The following is a 20102-nucleotide window of genomic DNA, read 5'->3' as shown; positions in this document are numbered from 1 at the left end:
CAATCACCACGCGATCATGCAGGATGTCAGCTTCGGCTCCGCTTGCGGGGCCTCGATATCCGCGTCCAGCCGGTGCCGAGAGGTGCCGGACCCGCTTGGCTTTGGAGTTAGCTCCAGGACTTAGCGTTGAAAAATCGGCTCACAGCTCGGCCACGACGTGAGTGTTCTCGGGTGCGAACGCCCGACGCGAAGGACGCCAGAACCTGCCGATTCGCTCTCGGCCCCTAGGTCGCGGAGCAGCAATGCGCCCAACGCCGACATGGCGTGGCAGCGCCGTCTATACCACAAGCTACCGTTGGCCAATACGAGGTTCTGATTGAACGCGGTCATTGAACAAACGTTCGGAACGTCGGAAAAGCCTTCACTTGTCCTTCGGGCAGAATGCTTGCGAAAAACTGCCGAACGACGATGGCCTTACTCCGGTGGAGGCGATGTGGTGTACCGTATGAGCTTTTGGTCGCGCGGGGATGTAACCTTCAGCTTTTGCTTGATCTGCAAAGCTGAGATCAGAAGCTAATTCGCGAGCATTGCTACGCACAGAGCGAACCTTGTGCGTGGCGTCATTTGCTCCGGCCCCATACCGATTAGCTAAATGGTCGACAGTTCGTTGCATTGCTTGGCGATGTCCTCGTCATCGAACGAGAGCTGTAGATGGTGGTGTGCGACCGTATTGCGGATTTCAGCAAACTTTCCGTAGGTCGTTGTACCAACCCTTGGTATCAGCCCCAGCACATAGCAAAGGTCACCTCGGGCGCTCAGCGCACCGAGAATGCCTGTATGCCCCAGCATGCGTTCGCTCGTGCTACCTTCTAAAAAGTGGTTTCCCAGGATGGATTTCAGGCAGGCATCTAAGAAGCTCGTGGCTATCAGAATGACCGCCAAGTCCGCCCGTGATTTAACAGGTCGAAAAGCTCCCTCGTCTCCTGTGAGAGCTGTTCGGGTGGGATTATCGGCTTTGGTGCCATCTCTAAATCATTCCGCCGCCTCTCGAAGGGGTCTTCACCCGTTGAGCGGCCATCCCTGACGCGCAGTGGGGCCGTTCCACCACATCAGCTTCGGGCCGGTCAGGTCTCATATGAACTAGGACCCCTCATAGTGCGTCGCAACATTTTGATGCTGCACTGCGGAACTTTCCGGTAAAGATGCAGTTCTCTAAGCTTCTAGCACGCGAGGGCTCGATGAGGCGCTACAAGATTCTGCCGTCGGAATCAGGGTTGTGGTCGGTGATCGATAGCCTGACAGGGCTTCCCGCCGAGAGATACGGTCGGCCGCTCACCGGGCTGACCCGGTACGAGGCTGAAGAGGCTGCCTTTAACCTCAGCGAGAGCACTCCGCCATGGATGGCCGGGGTCAAACATCGCACACGTTAATCAAGGCAGCCGATTCCACAGATGGTCGGACGCGATGCGCCTCCACTCTCATCACACCCGATCGCGTAGCCTCTCACCTCTTCCTTCTGGATGAGCGCATCATGGCAGGGGGGCGCATGTGCTCTCCAGTTCGCCGTGCCATAAGAGATCCGGATCGCGGTGCGCCATCACATGGTTGGCGATCTGGCCGGAACCGTCGCCCGTTCTCTTGTCGATGAAGTGCGGGGTGACCGACACCGAAATGGCGCGCGAGCTCCCGAACCTTCTGCCGATCCTGACACGGGCGATCGACTTGAACCTGATCGAGCAGCAGTCCGGCGCGAAATCCACGAGGGGCCGACAGCTTCCTGAGCGCGAAGCGGACCGTCCGTTTCTCAGGAGCCGGCTTTCGGGCTCATTCGGCTTTCGGCCGAGTCCCATCATGTTGGCGAGGGCACGGCGAGCTGCATCAGTGTTGTCGTCGCTTTCTGCTTCACAAAAAACTCTCTTGGCAAGCGAAATTAGCCGGCTTAGCGCCGTCTCATAGTCGCGCTCGGTCGCGTCCCCACAGGTGGTGTAGCTCGGCGGTAGCGAAGCCGCTCGCGAGCGCGCTCTCGATAGCGCTGTAGCGAGCGAGTGGCTTTGCGGTGGTCATCGACGGTTCGCCGGTAAGGTCGGGTTGCTGACACCAACCTGATTCGAAGGAACCATCGATGACCGACGACATGATGAACCTGCGCGCGCTCGTGGAGAAGACTCCGGATTCCGATCTCTTGCGCGAGATGATCGGCTTTGCCGCCGAGCGGCTGATGGAGCTGGAGGTTGGGGCCGCCACCGGCGCCGCCTATGGCGAGAAGAACCCATTGCGCACGGCCCAGCGCAACGGCTATCGCGAGCGCGACTGGGAGACGCGGGCCGGCACCGTCGAGCTGCGCATCCCCAAGCTCAGGAAGGGCTCCTACTTCCCCGGTTTTCTCGAACCGCGCCGCATGGCCGAGAAGGCTCTGACCGCCGTCATCCAGGAAGCTTATGTGCAAGGCATCTCGACCCGGTCGGTTGACGACCTGGTCAAGGCCATGGGGATGAGCGGCATCTCCAAGAGCCAAGTCTCGCGGCTGTGTGAGGAGATCGACGGCAAGGTCAAAGCGTTCCTTGAAAGACCCATCGAGGGCGACTGGCCATATCTGTGGATCGACGCCACCTACCTGAAGGTGCGCCGCGGCGGCCGCATCGTCTCGGTCGCCGTCATCATCGCTGTCGGCGTCAATGCGGACGGCCGACGCGAGGTGCTGGGCATGGAGGTCGGCACGTCTGAGGCCGAGCCGATCTGGACGGAGTTCCTGCGCAAGCTGACCCGCCGTGGCCTGCGCGGCGTCAAGCTTGTCGTCTCCGATGCCCATGAAGGCATCAAAGCGGCCGTCACCAAGGTGCTGTGCGCGACATGGCAGAGGTGCCGCGTCCACTTCATGAGGAACGTGCTGGCCCATGCCGGCAAGAGCGGGCGCCGCGTCGTCTCCGCTTTCATCGCCACCGCCTTCGCCCAGGAAACGCCCGGGGCCGCAAGCACGCAATGGCGCGCCGTCGCCGACCAGATCAGGCCGAAGGTGCCGAAGCTGGCGACAATCATGGACTACGCCGAGCCCGACGTGCTTGCCTACATGACTTTCCCTAAGGAGCACCGCGCCAAGCTGCACTCGACCAACCCGATCGAGCGCCTCAACGGCGAGATCAAGCGGCGCACCGAGGTCGTCGGCATCTTCCCAAATGATGACGCCATCGTCCGCCTGGTTGGCGCGATCCTGCTCGAACAGAACGACGAATGGGCCGTGCAGCGCACCAGATACATGACGCTGGAAACCATCAGCCAAATGAGCGATGATCCTCTGATCAGCCTGCCAGCCGTGGCACGCTGATCAGCCCGGCCCCATGCCGGAGAACGCGGCGACCAAGCCGTCAGCTACACCACTTCCTGGGACACGATCTCGCGCTCTTTTTTCGAATGCAACGAACCGCGGTAGACGGCAATTTGTGGCTTTGAATTTCACCGTGGAATGCTGTGAGGATACACGTCCGCGGCGGCGGCATGAATGGGCTCGGCGCGCAGGGCCGGTCGAGCCGGAATGGCCGAAGCATCAAATCCGCTGACGTCCGCAATAAGCTCGGTCGCGTCGTTAGTCGCCGGTTGGCAACGGCCGCAAAGGGTCCGAAAGCTGGATTTAAGCTTCCGGCTGCCCGGGGCACGGTAGCCCTTCGCCTCTTGCTGCGCTCGAGCGGATCAGCGTGCCGTCCGCCTCTCCTCTGGCTGATCAAATGTCTGCACCCATTTGGGAATGGCCGCTGCGCGCAAAAGTATTCCCCCGTGAGCCGACTTTCCGAATTGGCTTAACTTCCAAATCTGTGGCTTTGCCTGCATTGCGGACCTCTTAGTTCCCGACCACTCGCAGGGCATGCCATGGCGTTTCGTCTCTTTGTTCCGATCCTTGCCGGTGCAACGCTGCGCGAGCGGCTGCTCGCCTGCATCGGGGCTATGATCGGCATCGCCTTGACCGGAGTGATCAGTGCGCTGGCGAACGGATCTGGCCCACATGTCGCACTGCTGGTTGCTCCAATGGGAGCATCGGCCGTGCTGCTCTTTGCCGTGCCTTCAAGCCCGCTGGCGCAACCTTGGTCGATTATCGGTGGCAATACGATTTCGGCGCTGGTCGGGGTGATCGTGGCGCATTTCGTGGATGAACCCGTCCTTGAACTGGCATTGCGGTGGCGCTGGCCATCGCCGCTATGTCATTCTCGCGCTGCCTGCATCCGCCGGGCGGCGCCGCCGCCTTGACCGCGGTGTTCGGCGGACCGGCCGTCTTCAGCTCCGGTTTGCTGTTTCCCTTCGTTCCGGTGGCGCTGAACTCGATCATGCTGGTCGCACTCGGCTACGGCATCCATAAACTGTCACGGCGCAACTATCCGCATGTGGCGGCGCCTACCCTTAAAAGCTCGCATGGAACCCTCGACCCGCCGGCGCGGGAGCGGGTCGGCTTCCGGCCCGAGGATATCGATGCCGCGCTCGGCGCGCTGGAGGAAACCTTCGACATCGACCGCGACGATCTCGAGCGGCTGCTGCGGCAGGTCGAGTTGCAGGCCATGGTGCGCTCCCACCGGACCCTGCTGTGCGAGGACATCATGTCGCGCGATGTGATTTCGGTCGATGAACATGCGCCTGCCGACCAGGCGCGTCATTTGCTGCTCGATCACAACATCCGGACGCTGCCGGTGACCGACACCGAAGGCGGGCTGGTCGGCGCGAGCTGACGAAGGCGACCGACACGGCGAGGGCTGTGATGTCGACAGCTGGCACCACCTCTCCCGACACGCCGGCGATGAGCCTGCTGCCGGTGCTCACCGACGGCCGCAGCCATGCCGTGGTCATCGTCGATGCCGAGCGACTCGCTGGCTCGGACGGCGGCGCCGAGCATTGGGCCGTCATCGCTTCGCTGATCGAAACCTGCAAACTCAACGGTGTCGAGCCGCTCGGCTATCTCGCCGACGTACTCACCAGGATCATCGACGGCCATCCGAACAGCCAGATCGACGACCTGCTGCCTTGGGCCTACATCCGGGCGGCCGAGCTAAAGGCCGTGGCCTGAGAACATCGCTTACCATAGGAAATTGCGGGCGTCGTCACATCGTGGTCTGGGGCCCTGTGGATCGGTCAGATCGACCCAGCATCTGCTGGCTTGTTCTCTGGCGCCCAGGTCCCACGGGGTTGTCCGCGGCGATGCGGTTGAAGCATTTAACACATAGCCCTCGGGCGGGAGGGTTGCGCCGTGAGGTGTTCTGTCTCGATCAATCTGCCAATAACAGCTTGATTCGCTGCTTCATCTCTTCAGTGACCTGGCGCAACACTCGAACAAACTGATCCGCCAGCGCAGAGCGAAGTCCCTTTGCGGGTCTCCATAGGTACACATGGTAGGGCACACGAACGCTCAGCTTGCGCAAGACGATGCCTCTCTTCGCGTAATGCGCGGCAGTGAACGGATTCACAATCGAAACGCCCACTCCAGCGGCCACCATTGAGCAAAGCCCGGTGGCAGTGGTCGTTTCGACGGTGTAGTGACGCGCAACCCCTGCAGCATCGAAGACCTCGTCTAGCTTGCGCCTGTAAGGATCATCCTCGGAGTAATAGACGAAGTCGACCCCTTCGAAGTCCTGTGGATCGATAATTGCCTTTGCCGTCAAACGATGTCCCGCAGGAAGAACGCAGAGGAGTTCACCCACATCAATGTTTTCAGAAGTCGCCTCGTCATAGTCGTAGCTCCCTTCAGTTAGACCGATGTCGAACAATTGCGTCGTCATGTCATGCCGGAGTGCTACTTCACCCAGCGAATGCACTAAAAGATGAACTTGGGGACGGGTCTTTAAAAAACGGTGTGCCACATCAGGCAAAAGCGCTTCCGCGTAGGCCGGAAGGCAGGCGATTCGAAGGTGCGCGGCGTTGCGTCCTTTGATAGCTGTGGCTACCCGGCTGATTTCTTCCATCCCAACAAATGATCGTGCAACAGCCGAATGCAGCAGTTGCGCCTGGTTTGTCGGCGTTAGGCGCTTGCCGAACCTGTTGAACAGATCAAAACCTATTTGCTTTTCAAGTTCGCGCAACTCGCGACTTACGGTTGGCTGAGACGTTCTCAAAACCGCCGCCGCTGCCGTCACGCTCTTATGCACCATGATGGCATTGAAGATTTCTATCTGGCGCTGATTAAGACGCACGCTGTCGCCCCCCATATATCAAAACTAAATTAGAGCCCTATGACAATCTATTTTTCTGGCCAAGGGTTTTCTGCAATCATCTCGTCGAGAATGCAAAGCAAGCGCAAATTGACAGGACCCCGGATGGCTGAACATGCCATAGCAATGGTTGCCGCCGCAGGCGCGGGGGCCGGCTCTAAACAGCTGGCCTATCGCGATCAAGCCCTGCACATGGAGCGCGTTTGCATCGACACAATCGCGACGGCAGTTCCCACGCCATTCTATTGCTACTCCTCTGACGCGATTAGAACGGCATACCTTACACTAAGCGCCGCGCTTAAGCCTATTGGCGCCTCAGTCTGCTTCGCGGTGAAGGCGAACGGAAACCTGTCCGTTCTCGGACTGTTGGCAGCTTTAGGAAGCGGCATGGACATCGTGTCGGGCGGCGAACTCGAACGCGCGGTATCGGCGGGTGTCCCTGCATCGAAGATCATCTTCTCCGGTGTTGGTAAGAAGCGTTCCGAAATCGCCAGCGCACTGGAGGTGGGCATCCACCAGATCAACGTCGAATCTGAAGCGGAACTCGACGCTGTCATTGAAGCAGCGGGGGTATTGGGCGTGCGTGCAGCAGTTGCGCTGCGAGTGAATCCAGATGTGGACGCCGGGACGCATGCCAAAATCAGCACAGGCAAGAAGCATGACAAGTTTGGTATCCCCTTCGAAGACATACCGGCTCTTTATGCCAAAGCCTTAGCTGCTCCAGAGCTCGATCCGGTAGGGCTTGCCATACATATCGGATCGCAAATTCTTGAACTTTCGCCTTATCGCGCGGCTTATTCTCGCATTGCTGACCTTGTAAGATTGCTGCGTTCCCAAGGTATGCCCGTTCGTCGCCTTGATCTGGGTGGCGGCATCGGCATACCGTACGATCATGGCAGCGGTCCTAACTTGGGCGAGTACGCGACGATCGTGCGCGAAACAGTTGGCGGTCTCGATTGCGAGCTGACGGTCGAACCAGGACGTTGGTTGGTTGGGCCGGCCGGGATTCTTGTGACCGAAGTGCTTTATATAAAAGAGACCGCCGACCGGCTTACCGCCATTGTCGACGCGGGCATGAACGATCTTATGCGGCCTGCGATGTATGGGGCCGTTCATCCAGTTTTTCCTCTGAAGCAGGTTCGGCAAGGCTCGCACACCTATCAGATTGCCGGTCCCGTTTGCGAGAGTTCGGACATCTTCGGTACCTATAGAGATCTGGCTTCGCTGCGATCCGGTGACCGCTTGGCTTTCGGATGTGCCGGCGCCTACGGCGCCTCAATGGCATCAACCTACAATGCGCGCGATCTAGCAGCTGAAGTCCTTGTCGACGGGGATCAGTTCCGGGTGATCCGGCGTAGGCAGACCACCGAAGCCTTGCTGACGCTCGAGGAAGAGACAGAGTGGCAAGGATCTTCTGTCCAATCGGCGACAGATCTCAGACACGAATGGAAAGAGATATGAAGCATACGGATCTTCTCTCGCTACCTTCTCCGGTTGAGTTGCCGCTCCAGTGGCCATTCATCAAGATGCACGGTCTGGAGAACTACTTTGTTATTCTCGACCGGCGCGACGGCAACAAACCTCTAGATGCTGACGACATAGTGCGCATATGCAGCACCAACATCGGCGTCGGGGGCGAGCAGCTGCTAACCATTGAACGGGCCTCACACGAGGGCGCCTACGCAGCAATGAGGATTTTTAATATCGACGGCAAGGAAGTTGGCGCATGCGGCAATGCCACTCGCTGCATGGCATATCTGCTGCTCGAGGAATCCGGCAGGGATGAGGTGGTGATGGAGTTGGCGGGGGGCGTTGTCCTCTGCCGCAGGGCAGGGCCAATGGAGGTCAGCGTCACGCTCGGACCGATCAGCATGGATTGGCGCAAGATTCCATTATCGCGAGAGGTTGATACGCTGCATTTGCCGATCGAAAGCGGGCCGCTCTCGGATGGCGTCGCCCTCTACATCGGCAACCCGCATGCCGTCTTCTTTGTCGATCAACTCGATGGCGTCGACCTTGCTCGTTATGCGCCTCCAGTGCATAACGCCCCTCTTTTCCCAGAGGGAGCCAACGTGGGCGCAGCTCAGGTCCTTGACGGACAGACCCTTCGGCTCGAGGTCTGGGAACGGCAAGGAATAATAACCAGGGCCTGTGGAACTGGCGCATGCGTTGCTGCTTATGCGGCGCTTAAACGAGGCCTCGTCACCTCCAAGACAATCGCAGTCCATCTTCCGGCCGGGAAGCTCGATATCGAACTTCTGGAGGACGATAGAGTCCGCATGACCGGACCAGTCGCATTTTGCTGTCATGGTTTTCTCGAAGCGGGCAAGAAGCCATAGCCGATATGCCATAGGCCAGCATCGTAGGTGCAGAAGCACCCCGCCAGTAAAGCGCGAGCATCAGACCGGAAGATAAAACAATGGAAATTACCCCTTCAAACGATAGCTGCGCCTATGGGCAACCTGGCATTTTCCGAGGGCATTTGCGTTTCGAGAATCCCCGTCTCGCGGATTACAGCTGGCCACTTTGTGAAATCCACGGGAGAAAACCCGGCCCGCGGCTATGCGTATCTGCTGGAGTTCATGTCAACGAGGTATCCAGCATCGAAGCTGCTGTTCGCTTGCAACGAATGATCGATCCGGAGGCGATCCAGGGTTCTGTCTCCATTATTCCGCTGATCAACCAGCCGGCGTTCTACAAGTATACCGAATTAGTCTGTCCGATTGATGGCCGAAACATCAATTTCACTTTCCCAGGCGATAGCGAAGGAACCTTCTCCCAAGCGCTGTGCGATTCTATCATGAACGAATGGTGCGTAGGCGCTGATTGCTACGTCGATATGCACGGCGGAGACCTGCGAGAGAACGTCTCAAAATTCTCGATCTTCCAGCGCACTCATAATGTCGAGCTCGACGCTATGGGACGGCGGATGGCAATGTGCTTCGACGCCGAGATAGTGATGGGTTTACCGACTGCGCATATGGAGAAGTCGGGTCGGGCTCCGACGGGTTTTGCTCGTCACAACCGGCTCGCCTTGATGTCGGAAGCAGGTGCGAATGGACTTCTGGATGAGGGTTCGATCTCCTTCCATCTCGAAGGAGTCCTCAACGTCGCGCGCACTCTTGGGATTATCGATGCGCCCCTGGCACCGTTCCTGAACGCCCGAATTTCATGTGATGAGTATCTCTGGCTTGAATGCCCGGTGGATGGGGAGTTCCACGCTGAGGCCGAGCCGGGAGATCGGGTCACCAAGGGCCAACGTCTCGGCACGATCCGCAATCTCTTCGGCGAGACGCTGGCTGAAGTCGCCGCGCCGGAGACAGGTTTTCTTCTGTGGCGCATGACTCATCCCACGATTCCAAAGGGATCGCCCATAGGCGCGGTTGCAGTCGAGGAAAGAACGGTTGGCCAGTAAAGATGATGAACTTCAGGATTGCTTCCAATAACTCGCTGGAACTCAGCACCATCGCTGGGGAGCGGCCTGAGGCTGGCAGGCATCGCGATGGAACGGCCGCTCATCCGGCATGCCCGGCATAGCCGACAAACAACTCAATCGGGTTGAGAAAAACGAAAGGCCGCGAAGAACCGAGGGCCGGCCCGTCGGGCTGCTCCCCAACGTAGATTGGCACTTCATTTGCTCGACTGTCACCAATTCGGAGCGTGTCGAAAAAGAGGACTTTTAGGAATGAAATTCTCGGGCTTCCGCGTATTTGCCGAAGCGCTCAAAGGGAATACGGGGTGGCGCCCGCTTTGGCGCAATCCTGAGCCCAAATCACACTATGATTATGTGGTTGTCGGAGGAGGCGGTCACGGTCTAGCGACTGCCTACTATCTGGCCAAGACGTTTGGGCAATCCCGTATCGCTGTCCTGGAGAAGGGCTGGTTGGGGTCGGGGAATATTGGCCGCAACACGACCATTATCCGTTCAAACTACCTGCTTCCCGGTAACCAACCATTCTACGAATTTTCGATGAAGCTTTGGGAAGGTCTTGAGCAGGAGCTGAACTTCAACGCGATGGTCTCACAGCGCGGAGTAATCAACCTACTCCACTCGGATTCGCAGCGCGATTCATTTCGACGCCGCGCAAATGCAGTGATACTCGCCGGAGCTGACGCCCGTCTGTTGAGCCGTGAAGATTTGCGCGCGATGGTTCCCTTTCTGAATTTCGACAATGCGCGCTTTCCAATCCGTGGCGGTTTGTTGCAGCCGCGCGGGGGAACGGCGCGTCATGATGGTGTCGCGTGGGGATACGCTCGTGGCGCCGATCTGCATGGTGTGGACCTGATCCAGAAGTGCGAGGTGACAGGCTTCCGGATTGTCGATGGCAAGATCCGCGGTGTCGAGACCTCGCGCGGCTATATAGGTGCCGGTAAGGTGGGTGTTGCGGTGGCTGGCTCTTCGGGTCGGGTCATGGCGATGGCGGGGATGCGACTTCCGATCGAGAGCCATGTCCTGCAGGCGTTCGTCTCGGAAGGTCTAAAGCCCATCCTTCCCGGAGTAATCACCTTCGGGGCGGGGCATTTCTACATCAGCCAGTCGGACAAGGGCGGCCTCGTCTTCGGTGGCGATATAGATGGCTATAACTCCTACGCCCAGCGCGGCAACCTGCCTGTGGTCGAGCATGCGGCCGAATGCGGCTTGGCGCTGATGCCAATGATCGGGCGCGCACGGCTCCTGCGCATGTGGGGCGGCCTGATGGATATGTCGATGGACGGCTCGCCCATCATCGACCGCACGAACATTGACGGCCTCTTCTTCAACGGCGGCTGGTGCATTGGTGGCTTCAAGGCGACACCCGCCAGCGGCTATGCCTTCGCTCATCTTCTTGCGACCGGCTCCCCCCACGAGACTGCGCGCGCTTACCGGCTCGATCGGTTTGCGCGCGGGTATGTGGTTGATGAAACCGGCACCGGGGCGCAGCCCAACCTGCATTGAGGTCAACTAAATGCTAATTCCCCATCCGCTTCTGGGCCCGCGCGATGCGCGCGAATTCACCTATCTGGGCGACGTTCGCCTCATCGACCGTCCAAATCCTGACGCGCCCGATGCCGCTGACGCTTTTTGCGATTACGTCTTCCTGCGCGACAACCCCGCAGGGGTGCATAGCGAGTTATGGTTTCACGAACAAGGCGACCGGTCTTGGCTCGTGGTCATACGCAACACAGTTACCCATGAAATCCTCGGCGCTGACTTGGCACGCGATGTGGCGGTGGCGCGGAAAAGGAGTGGTCAATGACCCGGTTGTCCGGCGGGCTGGTCGACCGCTCGCAAAGCCTGAACTTTAGCTTCGACGGCAAACGGTATCGCGGCCATCCAGGCGATACGCTCGCCTCCGCACTTCTGGCCAGTGGCGTGCGCCTGATGGGTCGCAGCTTCAAATATCATCGTCCGCGCGGTGTGCTCTCGGCGGGGTCCGAGGAACCGAACGCATTGGTCGAGCTGCGGTCGGGCGCTCGTCAGGAGCCGAACACGCGTGCCACCGTCGTGGAACTGTTCGAGGGGCTCGTGGCGCGAAGCCAGAACCGCTGGCCCTCACTCAGCTTCGATGCATTTGCGGTCAATGATCTGCTTTCGCCGTTCTTCACGGCTGGATTCTATTACAAGACCTTCATGTGGCCGAAAGCCTTCTGGGAAAAGCTTTACGAGCCCGCGATCCGCAAAGCGGCAGGCCTCGGAAGCTTGTCCATGCAGGCGGATCCGGATGCCTATGACAAGGGCTTCCTGCATTGCGACCTTTTGGTCATTGGCGGGGGGCCGGCCGGACTTGCGTCGGCACTGACGGCGGCGCGCTCGGGCGCCCGTGTGATCTTGGCGGATGAAGACTTTCGTTTGGGCGGCCGACTGCTGGCCGAAACGGAAATGCTGGACGGAGCGTCGGCGACCGGCTGGATCTCCGCGTTGGAGGCTGAATTTGAGGGTCTACCTAACATTCGTGTGCTGCGTCGCACCACAGTGTTCGGCGTCTATGATCACGGAATCTACGGCGCGGTGGAACGGGTTTCCGATCACCTTGCGGAGCCGGGCGCCAACGTCCGTCAGACACTTTGGCGCATTACTGCCAAACGCGCGATATTGGCGGCGGGCGCGACGGAGCGTCCTATAGCCTTCGCCGACAATGACCGACCAGGCATCATGTTGGCCGGTGCGATGCGGGCTTACGCCAATCGCTGGGCGGCGTGCCCGTCTAAGACGATCGCGGTATTCACCAACAACGATGACGGTCATCGCACCGCCCGTGATCTCGCCGCCAAGGGCGTTCATATTGCGGCGGTAATCGACGCGCGCCTAGAGGCCAGAGCCTCGGCCGACTACCGGGTGATCGCAGGTGGGATGGTCACCGCCTCACGCGGGCGCCTCGGGCTGACAGCGATAGAGGTTTCCGCGAACGGCCGCCGCGAATGGATCGAGTGCGGCGCGCTGGGTGTTTCGGGGGGCTGGAACCCGAATGTTCATCTGACCTCGCATCATCGCGGTCGGCCTGTTTGGAATGAACCGCTGCAGGCGTTCCTACCAGGCGAGGATGGTCCTCTGGGATTAATATCGGCAGGTGCGGCGGCGGGCCATTTTTCGACAGCCAAGACACTTCGTTCGGGCGCGGAGGCGGCACTACGCGCCCTTGACGAACTCGGAATCGCGGCAGCCCTGCCCATTCTGCCAGGATCGGAAGAGTCGCGTTACGGAATCGCGCCGATCTTCCACGTGCCGGGCAAGAAACGCGCCTGGGTCGATTTCCAAAACGACGTGACGGTGAAGGACATCAAGATCGCCGATGCCGAGAACATGCGACCGGTAGAGCATTTGAAACGCTACACGACTCTCGGCATGGCGACCGACCAGGGCAAAACCTCAAACGTGACCGGACTAGCCGTGATGGCGGAGCTCACCGGGAAATCGATTCCCGAAACTGGAACGACAATTTTCCGCCCGCCCTACACTCCAGTGACGATCTCGGTTTTGGGCGGGGGCGATATAGGCCCGCATTTCCAGCCGCGCCGCCTGACGCCAACGCACGGTTGGGCTGAAGCGCAAGGTGCAGTATTCGTTGAGTCCGGTCAGTGGATGCGAGCGGAATATTTCCTGCGTCCGAACGAAACTCACTGGCGCCAAAGCGTGGATCGTGAGACCAAGGCGGTGCGCAGCGCGGTGGGCTTGTGCGACGTCTCGACACTCGGCAAGGTCGACGTGCAAGGCGCCGATGCGGGCGCATTTCTCAACCGGCTCTACAGCAACGTGATGGACACGCTGAAGGTCGGTCGGGTCCGCTACGGGCTAATGTTGCGCGAAGACGGCTTTGCCTACGACGACGGCACCTGCGCTCGGCTGGCCGAGGATCACTATGTGGTCACCACGACGACCGCCAACGCCGGGCTGGTTTACCGCAACATGGAGTTTGCGCGGCAATGCCTTTGGCCGGATCTCGATGCGCAGATCATCTCCACTACGGACGCTTGGGCGCAGATCGCCGTCGCTGGACCAAAATCGCGCGCCTTGCTTGCCCGCATCGTAGACGGGTTCGACCTGTCGAACGAGGCGTTCCCCTTTATGGCCTGCGCAGAATTGACCGTTTGCGGTGGGTTGCGCGCGCGGCTCTTCCGGATCTCGTTCTCCGGTGAACTCGCCTACGAAATCGCGGTGCCCGCCCGCTACGGCCATGCGCTGATGGAACGGCTGATGGCGACGGGAGCCGATCTGGGAGTGACCCCCTACGGAGTTGAAGCGCTATCCGTTCTGCGTGTCGAAAAGGGCCACGTCGGTGGCGCCGAACTGAACGGCCAGACCACGGCCGCCATTCTTGGGCTCGGCAAGATGGTGTCGCAGAAGAAGGACTCCATCGGCGCGATCATGTCCCGGCGTGAAGGCATGGTGGCAGACATGCGCCGTCTTGTGGGTCTGCAGCCGGTCGAGCGTGCGGGCAAAGTTGTTGCAGGGTCACATCTCTTCGCCGAGGGCTCAGCACAAAATCTCGACACCGACCAGGGCTGGATCACCTCGGCCTGCTACAGTCCCCATGTCGGATCTATGATCGGACTCGGATTTCTGGAAAACGGCGATATGCGCATGGGCGAGGTAATCGTTGCGGCGAACCCGGTCGAAGGCGAAAGCGATCGCCTGCGCATCGTGCCGGCGCCTTTCATCGATCCTGAAGGAGCACGTCTGCGTGACTGACCTTAGAGCCCTCCCGGCGCTCGGCGCCGCCCCGCCGCCCGTGGCATCTTTTGGGGCATTGGACATTGGGGAGAATCCGGATCTGGCGCTTGCTTCTTTGGCGCTGCGCCGCGGTGCCACAAAGCCCAAGGCCTTGGGGCTGGATCTTCCGGGGCCGGGCGCCTGGGTCGCAGGGCAGGGGGCGTCAGCCTTTTGGGTCGGCCCGGACCAATGGATGATCGAGGCCGAAGGCCGTGCCAAGGAAAATTTCGCTGCCCATCTAAAAGAGACCGCGCCCAACTTTGCGGTAACCGAGCAGACCGATGGCTGGATCGTATTGGAGATTGTTTCGCGAGCAGGCACGGCGCCTCTCGAAGCGCTGTTGTCGAAGCTCGTCAACATCGATTTCGCGCAGTTTGGTCCCGGCCGCGCGACCCGTACCGGCCTCGAGCATATAAGCTGTTTCGTAATCCGCCGGAGCGAATCCCATGTCGCTGTGGTGGGCTCGCGCTCGTTCGCCGCATCGCTCTGGCACGCGGTGGAAATGGCGGCAAAGCGGTTGGAGGAGAAGGTAGCGTGACCACATAGGCGACATGTCTGGACGGCAGGCGCGCGTTTCGGCATCGTGCCGCGGTAAGCTGGACGTGCCGCAAGGTTTGGTTGTTGCGGACGATCTGCCGGCGTCTGCTCGATGTGCGCCAGAGGCGTTGCTGCGTGATAATCCGGCGGCCATTGTATTGGGACAATTAATTCGCTGTCCGCGGATGAACCCCGGAAAACCAAGCAGCGCTGTAGTCACTGAAGCGGCAGATTTCCGCTGATCGGAACCGTTCGGTCTTGGTCGCCGCGAGTGCGGTGACCAGCTCCTGCGCGCTTCGGCCACGGGATTTGTTCCTGTTGGCAAGCCACTTCCGGCACCCTGACTCTGCCGCCGCTTCAAGGGCCAATTGCGTTGATCGGCTCAGGTTGGCAGCCGAGTTGCGATAACCCTCGTTATATATCGAGATTGAATTAAAGGGCCATAAAATTCTATTTTCCAACCTAAGAAATCTATGGAAATCTCTGGCTTGAGCTCGAGGAAAGAAACGCAGTGGCAACTATCTCGCTCCGCCCTTGCCGCGGATGCTAGCCACGAAGGTTGGTTGATTGGCCGATGATACACACGGGTCTTCTCTCGCTCCCTTCCCCGGTCGGATTACCGCTCCAGTGGCCATTCATCAAGATGCACGGTCTGGAGAACTACTTTGTTATTCTCGACCGGCGCGACGGCAACAAACCTCTAGATGCTGACGACATAGTGCGCATATGCAGCACCAACATCGGCGTCGGGGGCGAGCAGCTGCTAACCATTGAACGGGCCTCACACGAGGGCGCCTACGCAGCAATGAGGATTTTTAATATCGACGGCAAGGAAGTTGGCGCATGCGGCAATGCCACTCGCTGCATGGCATATCTGCTGCTCGAGGAATCCGGCAGGGATGAGGTGGTGATGGAGTTGGCGGGGGGCGTTATCCTCTGCCGCAGGGCAGGGCCAATGGAGGTCAGCGTCACGCTCGGACCGATCAGCATGGATTGGCGAGAGATTCCATTATCGCGAGAGGTTGATACGCTTCATCTGCCCATAGAAAGCGGGCCGTTCGCAGATGGCGTCGCCCTTTACATCGGCAACCCACATGCCGTCTTCTTTGTCGATCAATTCGATAGCGTCGACATGGGCCGCTACGCGCCCCCCGTGCAGAATGATCCTCTTTTCCCAGAGGGTGCTAATGTGGGCGCAGCTGAGATTGTCGACGACCAAACACTCCGGCTCCAGGTCTGGGAACGGCCAGGCGTACTCACGAAGGCATGTGGAACCGGCGCATGCGTTGCCTCTTATGCGGCGCTTAAGCGGGGTCTCGTCACCTCCAAGAGCATCGCCGTTCATCTTCCGGGCGGGAAGCTAGATATCGAACTTCTGGATGGCGATAGGGTCCGCATGACCGGACCAGTCGCATTTTGCTGCAATGGTTTCATAGAAGGAGGCAAGTAGCGCCACCGATGTGCCGCAGGTCAAGGCTCAGATCGTGCGGGACCGACAAGAGGCAGTGAGAGCCACCATTACAAAAACAGGGGAATGAGATTATGAAAACAACGACAACGTATTTTGCACTCAGTGCGGCGCTGCTATGGGTTGCGTTGCCCTTTTCGGCGCAATCTCAGGAGATTCCTGATAACCTCAAAGGTACCGGGGAAGTCGTTTTTGGATCCCTCGGAGGGACTTTAGAAGCAGCGGAAAAGAAGGCGTTTTTCGATCCGTTCGCGCGCGACACCGGCATCAAGGTCGTACTAGTTGCAGAGGATAGCGCAAAGCTGTTGGCCTCGGTGAAGCTCGGGCAGCCCGCATATGACATCGCTGACATTGCGGGCGGTCAGCTTGCGAGTTGGGTCGCCAACGGCGCTATTGAGAAGATAGACTACAGCTACTTCAGCAAAGAGAGCCTGGCCAGTATACCGGAGTTGTTGAGAACCGAGTTCGGGGTCGGTAACTATACTTATTCGTCCGTCATCGCCTACAACACCAAAAAATACCCGGAGGGCGGGAAGCACCCAAAAAACTGGGTGGACTTCTACAATGTCAAGGACTTTCCAGGGAAGCGTGGGCTGTCGAAATGCGAAAAGATTGTTGAGGGTGGCTTGCTCGAAGGGGCGCTCCTTGGTGACGGGGTCCCAGTGGACAAACTGTATCCTCTCGATATGGATCGCGCCTTTGCCAAAATCAAGGAGCTGATGCCGCATGTGGGTCGGTGGATGGTCGCCGGTGGCGACGGGCCCCAGGCTCTTATCGACGGCGAGGCCGACATGGTTTCGAGTTTCAACGGGAGAATTGTGGCTGCGAAGAAGGAAGGCGCGCCGGTTGCGATGTCGTGGGATCAGTCGCTACTGGAATATGGATACTGGGTAGTCGCAAAGAACACTCCCAATAAGGAAAATGCCGCGAAACTGCTGGCCTACATGTCCCGCCCCGAGGCGCAGGCAGTATTTGCGGAGGCGATTTCCTACGGTCCGGTGAACCCAGATGCGTTCAAGTTTCTTCCGAAGGAATTGGCCGAGACGTTGCCCGGCGCCCCTGACCTTGTGAAGAACCAAGTCTTCCAAAATTACGAATGGTGGGGCACGAACGGCCCCGATGGCCGCACCAACTACGATGCTGCGATGGAACGCTGCGTTGCTCTTCTAACGCAATAATCGACCTGCCGCTGCAGGCGCGGATGTGCCTGCAGCGGCGATCATACCAGCGGCATAGCTCGGGTAAGCGAACGCTGTACATTGAAAGTAAGAGGAAAATGGAAGTCATCGCACTCAACAATAGCTGCGAATACGGTCAACCCGGCATTTTTCGTGGTCACCTACGTTTCGAGAGTCCGCGGCTCGCAGGCTACAAATGGGAGATTTGCGAGATCCGTGGAAAAAAGCCCGGTCCGCGACTTTGCATATGCGCCGGTATTCACCCCAATGAGGTGTCGGCGATAGAAGCCGCCGTGCGACTTCAAAGATTGTTCGACCCGGAAAATATGGAAGGCAGCGTTTCGATCATTCCCCTCATAAATCAGCCGGGGCTCTTTCAATATCCCCAATATGTTTGCCCGCTTGACGGCAAAAATATTGAGCACACGTTTCCTGGCAAAAAGGACGGAACGTTCTCCGAAGCGCTTTGCGATGCCATCATGAACGAATGGTGCACCGGCGCGGATTGCCTTATCGACATGCATGGCGGCGACTTGCGAGAGAATGTCTCGAAGTTCGTCATGTACCAACATACGGATGACCCTCAGCACAATGCCCGGGGGCGACAGATAGCGATGTGCTTTGACGCCGAGTTTGTTCTTGCTCTGCCGACGCGCTTTATGGATAAACCAGGAACGTATTCTCCCTCGGCTTTCGCCCAGAATGGCCGACTCGCCGTGCTTCCAGAGGCTGGAGCGAACGGTCTATTGACCGAAGATACGATCTCGTTCTTTGTCGAGGGAGTTTTGAACGTTGCACGCACTCTCGGTATCATCACCACACCCCTTTCAGAAATCCGAAACGCTCGGATCCATTGCGATGATTACCTCTGGGTCTATTGCCCAGCGGGCGGGGACTTTCACTCTGCGGTAGAACCCGGTGACCGGGTGACTAAGGGCCAGCGTCTTGGCACGATCAGTGATCTGTTTGGCGAGACATTAGCCGAACTTAGCGCGCCAGATGCTGGTTTCGTTCTCTGGCGTATAACGCACCCCTCAATCAAAGAAGGTTCTTTTGCGGGAGCAATAGGTATCGAGGAAAATTGATCGTTATGATTTAGACGCAGAAACTTCCGCCACCGCGCACGACGGTTCGGGATGTCGCGGCACAGACAACGAGGCAGAGCAAACAAAAAAGGGGAATGAGGTTATGAGAGCAACGATGACATATTTTGCATTCAGTGCGGCGCTGCTGTTGGCAGCATTGCCCTTTGCAGCGCAATCGCAACAGATTCCTGATAACCTCAAAGGCTCCGGCGAGGTTGTTATCACGTCGGGTGGCGGGACCTGGGAAGCGGCCCAGAAGAAGGCGTTCTTCGATCCTTTCAGTCGCGACACCGGTATCAAGGTTGTGCTTGTTCCCGAGGATCAAGCGAAACTGCTGGCATCTGCAAAGCTCGGACAGCCCGAAGCCGACATTACCTCAATTGAGGGGGGGCAGCTTTCGAGCTGGGTGACCAAAGACGCTGTCGAGGATATGGACTACAGCTTCTTCGCCAAAACAACACTGGCGAGCATCCCCGAGAAACTGAAGAACAAAGATGGCGTCGGAGCCCTTCTCTATTCCTTGGTTGTTGCCTACAACACCAAAAAGTTTCCAGAGGATGGGAAGCACCCAAATAATTGGGTCGACTTCTATAACGTCAAGGAATTTCCCGGGAAGCGCAGTCTGCCCAAATGCGAAAAAATAGTTGGTGGCGGTTTGCTTGAAGGGGCGATCATGGGTGACGGCGTGCCCGCCAACGAGGTGTATCCGATCGACATGGATCGAGCCTTCGCCAAAATTGCAGAGTTGAAGCCTGATGTCGGGCGCTGGTGGGTGGCTGGCGCTGATGCTCCGCAGAGCCTCATTGACGGTGAAGTCGACATGGCAGCAGCCTACAACGGCCGAATTTTTGGCGCAAAGGCCCAGGGCGCGCCGCTCGCGCTGTCTTGGGAGCAGTCCCTACTGCAATACGACTACTGGGTGATCGTGAAGGGATCGCCTAATAAGACAAATGCAGCTAAGTTTCTGGCTTATATCTCACGTCCTGAACCGCAGGCGACTTTCGCGGAAGCGATTTCCTATGGCCCGGTAAACAATGACGCGTTCAAGCTCGTTCCGAAGGAAATGCTCGATGTTCTGCCTGGCGCGCCAGAACTCGCGAAAAAGCAGCTCTTCCAGGATTATGATTGGTGGAACAAGACGGGTGCCGACGGCCGTACCAACTATGACGTTGCGCTGCAACGCTGCGTAGCGCTGCTCTCGCAGTAAACAAGGTGCCGCTGCGGGATATTGACTTCCCGCAGCGGCAGTCAACGTGTGGTCGGATTGCCCTGGTGTCGAAGGCGGGGCGAACGGGCACCGGGATGAGGCGGCATATCCTTCCCGTCGAAGACTGCCGAACATCGCGCGCGCCTTGGGCATCTTCGATACGCCCAGGTGCTGCAGCTCACCACAGTGGTGAAGGTCGGCGGCCACGTGACGAAGCGCTAGCGTCTTGGCACGATCTGTAGCCGGTTTGATGAGACGCTGATGGAAATCAGCGCGAGAGGAGGCGATCCTACGCGCAAGACGCGTCGAGGTGTCCC

The 20102-nt window shown here is 58.8% G+C and carries 15 protein-coding genes and 2 pseudogenes; 14 read left to right on the top strand and 3 right to left on the bottom strand.

The window, feature by feature from the left end:
- Positions 1-588 precede the first annotated feature (588 nt).
- On the bottom strand, positions 589-882 hold the full coding sequence (locus tag NKH80_RS15885) for a hypothetical protein (RefSeq protein WP_352992421.1): 294 nt from the start codon (positions 880-882) through the stop codon (positions 589-591).
- Between the two features lie 587 nt (positions 883-1469).
- Positions 1470-1700, bottom strand: coding sequence for a hypothetical protein (locus NKH80_RS15880; RefSeq protein ID WP_352992419.1), 231 nt, complete (start codon positions 1698-1700; stop codon positions 1470-1472).
- A 362-nt stretch (positions 1701-2062) separates the two neighbouring features.
- Between NKH80_RS15880 and NKH80_RS15875 the strand changes: the two genes are divergently transcribed.
- The 3 genes and pseudogenes from NKH80_RS15875 to NKH80_RS15865 all read left to right on the top strand — a co-directional run.
- Entirely contained in the window at positions 2063-3262 is a 1200-nt protein-coding gene (locus NKH80_RS15875) for an IS256 family transposase (RefSeq protein WP_352992417.1), read from the top strand.
- A gap of 539 nt (positions 3263-3801) precedes the next feature.
- Positions 3802-4783: pseudogene (locus tag NKH80_RS15870) on the top strand (HPP family protein); the annotation flags it as partial.
- A gap of 3 nt (positions 4784-4786) precedes the next feature.
- Positions 4787-4984, top strand: a pseudogene (locus tag NKH80_RS15865) (transposase domain-containing protein); the annotation flags it as partial.
- 199 nt (positions 4985-5183) lie between these two features.
- Here the strand turns inward: NKH80_RS15865 and NKH80_RS15860 are convergent.
- The gene (locus tag NKH80_RS15860; protein ID WP_352992415.1) at positions 5184-6119 is read right to left on the bottom strand and encodes a LysR family transcriptional regulator; all 936 of its coding nucleotides are present in this window, start codon (positions 6117-6119) and stop codon (positions 5184-5186) included.
- A gap of 108 nt (positions 6120-6227) precedes the next feature.
- Between NKH80_RS15860 and lysA the strand changes: the two genes are divergently transcribed.
- The 11 genes from lysA to NKH80_RS15805 all read left to right on the top strand — a co-directional run bounded on the left by lysA (position 6228) and on the right by NKH80_RS15805 (position 19785).
- Complete coding sequence (gene lysA, locus NKH80_RS15855) at positions 6228-7583, top strand: diaminopimelate decarboxylase (RefSeq protein ID WP_352992413.1); 1356 nt, start codon at positions 6228-6230, stop codon at positions 7581-7583.
- Positions 7580-8461: a diaminopimelate epimerase gene (gene dapF / locus NKH80_RS15850; protein WP_352992411.1), complete on the top strand. Its 882-nt coding sequence runs from the start codon at positions 7580-7582 to the stop codon at positions 8459-8461. Before lysA ends, dapF (NKH80_RS15850) begins: the two co-directional genes overlap by 4 nt.
- Positions 8462-8541: 80 nt before the next feature.
- Entirely contained in the window at positions 8542-9537 is a 996-nt protein-coding gene (locus NKH80_RS15845; RefSeq protein ID WP_352992409.1) for a M14 family metallopeptidase, read from the top strand.
- A gap of 270 nt (positions 9538-9807) precedes the next feature.
- Positions 9808-11058, top strand: coding sequence for a sarcosine oxidase subunit beta family protein (locus NKH80_RS15840; protein ID WP_352992407.1), 1251 nt, complete (start codon positions 9808-9810; stop codon positions 11056-11058).
- Between the two features lie 10 nt (positions 11059-11068).
- Positions 11069-11359: a sarcosine oxidase subunit delta gene (locus NKH80_RS15835; RefSeq protein ID WP_352992405.1), complete on the top strand. Its 291-nt coding sequence runs from the start codon at positions 11069-11071 to the stop codon at positions 11357-11359.
- Positions 11356-14289 (top strand): sarcosine oxidase subunit alpha family protein, encoded by a 2934-nt coding sequence (locus NKH80_RS15830; RefSeq protein ID WP_352992403.1) that lies wholly within the window; start codon positions 11356-11358, stop codon positions 14287-14289. The genes NKH80_RS15835 and NKH80_RS15830 overlap by 4 nt, the downstream gene beginning before the upstream one ends.
- Complete coding sequence (locus NKH80_RS15825) at positions 14282-14848, top strand: sarcosine oxidase subunit gamma (protein ID WP_352992401.1); 567 nt, start codon at positions 14282-14284, stop codon at positions 14846-14848. Before NKH80_RS15830 ends, NKH80_RS15825 begins: the two co-directional genes overlap by 8 nt.
- Positions 14849-15490: 642 nt before the next feature.
- A complete protein-coding gene (dapF, locus tag NKH80_RS15820; protein WP_352992399.1) occupies positions 15491-16297 on the top strand; it encodes a diaminopimelate epimerase in 807 nt (268 codons plus the stop codon).
- Between the two features lie 92 nt (positions 16298-16389).
- The gene (locus NKH80_RS15815; protein WP_352992397.1) at positions 16390-17493 is read left to right on the top strand and encodes an ABC transporter substrate-binding protein; all 1104 of its coding nucleotides are present in this window, start codon (positions 16390-16392) and stop codon (positions 17491-17493) included.
- Positions 17494-17591: 98 nt separating this feature from the next.
- Complete coding sequence (locus NKH80_RS15810) at positions 17592-18578, top strand: succinylglutamate desuccinylase/aspartoacylase family protein (RefSeq protein ID WP_352992395.1); 987 nt, start codon at positions 17592-17594, stop codon at positions 18576-18578.
- Positions 18579-18693: 115 nt separating this feature from the next.
- Positions 18694-19785 (top strand): ABC transporter substrate-binding protein, encoded by a 1092-nt coding sequence (locus NKH80_RS15805; RefSeq protein ID WP_352992393.1) that lies wholly within the window; start codon positions 18694-18696, stop codon positions 19783-19785.
- Positions 19786-20102: the final 317 nt, after the last annotated feature.

The organism is Mesorhizobium sp. M0904 (genome assembly GCF_040319475.1).
In the GTDB taxonomy this organism is placed as follows: Bacteria; Pseudomonadota; Alphaproteobacteria; order Rhizobiales; family Rhizobiaceae; genus Mesorhizobium.
The sequence above is the reverse complement of the archived record's forward strand: the minus strand, read 5'-3'. Positions and strand labels throughout refer to the sequence as shown.

Coding starts and splice junctions, on each gene's coding strand:
- dapF (WP_352992411.1), top strand. CDS start 7,580: ATGAAGCATACGGATCTTCTCTCGCTACCTTCTCCGGTTGAGTTGCCG.
- NKH80_RS15835 (WP_352992405.1), top strand. CDS start 11,069: ATGCTAATTCCCCATCCGCTTCTGGGCCCGCGCGATGCGCGCGAATTC.
- NKH80_RS15805 (WP_352992393.1), top strand. CDS start 18,694: ATGACATATTTTGCATTCAGTGCGGCGCTGCTGTTGGCAGCATTGCCC.
- NKH80_RS15840 (WP_352992407.1), top strand. CDS start 9,808: ATGAAATTCTCGGGCTTCCGCGTATTTGCCGAAGCGCTCAAAGGGAAT.
- NKH80_RS15815 (WP_352992397.1), top strand. CDS start 16,390: ATGAAAACAACGACAACGTATTTTGCACTCAGTGCGGCGCTGCTATGG.
- lysA (WP_352992413.1), top strand. CDS start 6,228: ATGGCTGAACATGCCATAGCAATGGTTGCCGCCGCAGGCGCGGGGGCC.
- NKH80_RS15875 (WP_352992417.1), top strand. CDS start 2,063: ATGACCGACGACATGATGAACCTGCGCGCGCTCGTGGAGAAGACTCCG.
- NKH80_RS15830 (WP_352992403.1), top strand. CDS start 11,356: ATGACCCGGTTGTCCGGCGGGCTGGTCGACCGCTCGCAAAGCCTGAAC.
- NKH80_RS15860 (WP_352992415.1), bottom strand. CDS start 6,119: ATGGGGGGCGACAGCGTGCGTCTTAATCAGCGCCAGATAGAAATCTTC.
- dapF (WP_352992399.1), top strand. CDS start 15,491: ATGCACGGTCTGGAGAACTACTTTGTTATTCTCGACCGGCGCGACGGC.
- NKH80_RS15810 (WP_352992395.1), top strand. CDS start 17,592: ATGGAAGTCATCGCACTCAACAATAGCTGCGAATACGGTCAACCCGGC.
- NKH80_RS15845 (WP_352992409.1), top strand. CDS start 8,542: ATGGAAATTACCCCTTCAAACGATAGCTGCGCCTATGGGCAACCTGGC.